This is a genomic window from Mesorhizobium sp. M1E.F.Ca.ET.041.01.1.1, from assembly GCF_003997355.1.
Taxonomy (GTDB): domain Bacteria; phylum Pseudomonadota; class Alphaproteobacteria; order Rhizobiales; family Rhizobiaceae; genus Mesorhizobium.
On sequence record NZ_RZSL01000805.1, the window covers coordinates 1 to 2,189 of the forward strand.

Consider the following 2,189-nt stretch of genomic DNA (forward strand, 5'->3'; position numbering starts at 1 on the left):
ATATTAGTGTTATCTTTGCGTCAAGCATGTTAGATCGGAATTCCCTTTTGTCCGGATTTTGACCCGCCGGGAGAGCCTCCTGCCATGCCAATTCTCAAAAGGCCGCCTCCCGCGGAAACCCTGCGTCAGCAGTTGCCGCCATGGCCGATCATGGGAGACTATGCGTTTCGCAGGCGCGGCAAGAAAACGCCGCGGCTGCGAAATGCTTTCAAGTAACTATCTGATTTAGTGGCGATTTCGTTTCGCCATCTCATACCGAGCCGCGAACTGAAACCAAGTCAGAAGGGGCCGGTCGCTTATCTGTTCGCTCTCCCGTTTGCTTGGCGAAGACGATGTGAGGCGGATCGTTGTTTTCGCTCTCGCTAAAATCAGCGTATCTGAAAAAATTTTCGATGTCTGCAAAAAAAATCAACCATTGTGTTATTTCCATGATAATTTAGAATGCGGCAAAAGCGAGCGCCGTCACGAGAGAGCGCGTAACGGCGCTTCTTCGCGCGGCCACGCATTCGCGGCGAGCCGCAGGCGGAAAACGAGAAGGAAACAGACATTGCCCTGTTGCCGGTCCAGGCATGTTGGCAGCGGAAGCGGAGCGGTCCGTGGCTGGCGCTGATGTCATCGTAGGCATCGATTCCGGCACGTCGGTCATCAAGGCGGTCGCCTTCGATCTGAGCGGTCGTCAGATTGCGTCGGCTTCGGTTCCGAACCGATACGCGTCCGGTGCCGACGGCTCGGCGACGCAGTCGCTTCCCCAGACCTGGCGCGACTGCGCCGCGGCACTTCGAGGGCTCGGCGACAAGGTTGAAAACCTGGGCGCGCGCACCGCCGCTCTCGCGGTCACCGGACAGGGCGACGGCACCTGGCTCGTCGGTCGTGAAAACAAGCCGGTCGCCGATGCATGGCTCTGGCTCGACGCACGCGCGTCATCCACTGTCGAGCGCCTGGCCGCGGGTCCGCTCAGCCGCGCCCGCTTCGAGGCGACTGGAACAGGGCTGAATACCTGCCAGCAGGGCAGTCAGATGGCCCATATGGACAGTTACTCGCCCGACCTTCTCGACCATGCCGAAGTCGCGCTGCACTGCAAGGACTGGCTCTATCTGAACCTGACCGGTGTGCGCGCCACCGACCCCTCGGAGGCGAGCTTCACCTTCGGCAATTTCCGTACCCGCCGCTACGACGACACGGTCATCGAGGCGCTCGGCCTTTCCCGGCGGCGCAAGCTCTTGCCGGAGATCGTCGACGGCACGATGGCGACCCATCCGCTTACCGCCGAGGCGGCGGCCGAGACGGGGCTGAAAGCGGGTACTCCCGTCAGCCTCGGCTATGTCGATATGGTCATGACCGCGCTCGGCGCCGGGGTCTGCGGCGGCGAGGGAGACGTCGCCTGCTCGATCGTCGGCTCGACCGGCGTCCACATGCGTGCCGTGCCCACGAACGGGGTCCACCTCAACAAGGAGGGTTCGGGCTACGTCATTGCCCTGCCCATTCCGGGCCTGGTGACGCAGGTGCAGACCAACATGGCGACCTCGCTCAACATCGACTGGGTCCTTGGCCTGGCGGCGGATGTGCTGAAAGAATTCGGGCACGAGGCCAATCACAGTGAACTGGTCGGCCGCATCGATCAGTGGCTCGCCGCAAGCCAACCCGGCCAGGTGGTCTATCACCCCTACATTTCGGACGCCGGCGAGCGCGGACCGTTCGTCAATGCCAACGCCCGTGCCGGATTCGTCGGCCTGTCGGTCAGCCATCGCTATGCGAATGTGGTCCGTGCCGTCATCGAAGGGCTGGGGCTCGCCATACGCGACTGCTATGCGGCGATGGGCGACCTGCCGTCGGAACTGCGGCTTTCGGGTGGCGCGGCCCGTTCGAAGGGATTGCGCGGCATCCTGTCGGCGGCGGTTCATGCGCCGGTGCGCGTGTCGTCGCGCGAGGAAGCCGGTGCCGCCGGTTGCGCGATGATGGCGGCAGTCGCCATCGGCGCGTATCCCGACATGAACGCCTGCGTCGCCGAATGGGTCACGCCGCTGCTGGGGCCCGTCGAGACGCCCGATCCGGCGCTGATTGCGGCCTATGACGACCTTTTCACGGCATTCCGCGCGGCACGCCAGGTGCTGGGGCCTGCCTGGGATGCTCTGGCTGCCGCGCGCCGCAACGCGGCAGGCGCCTCCGCCGAAACGCCTGAAGGAGCAAGA

1 protein-coding gene is annotated in these 2,189 nt (G+C 63.7%); it reads left to right on the forward strand.

The features are described 5' to 3' along the window. Positions 1-569 precede the first annotated feature (569 nt). The coding region (locus tag EOA38_RS34405) for an FGGY-family carbohydrate kinase (RefSeq protein ID WP_145966221.1) at positions 570-2,189 on the forward strand (1,620 nt) is incomplete at its 3' end.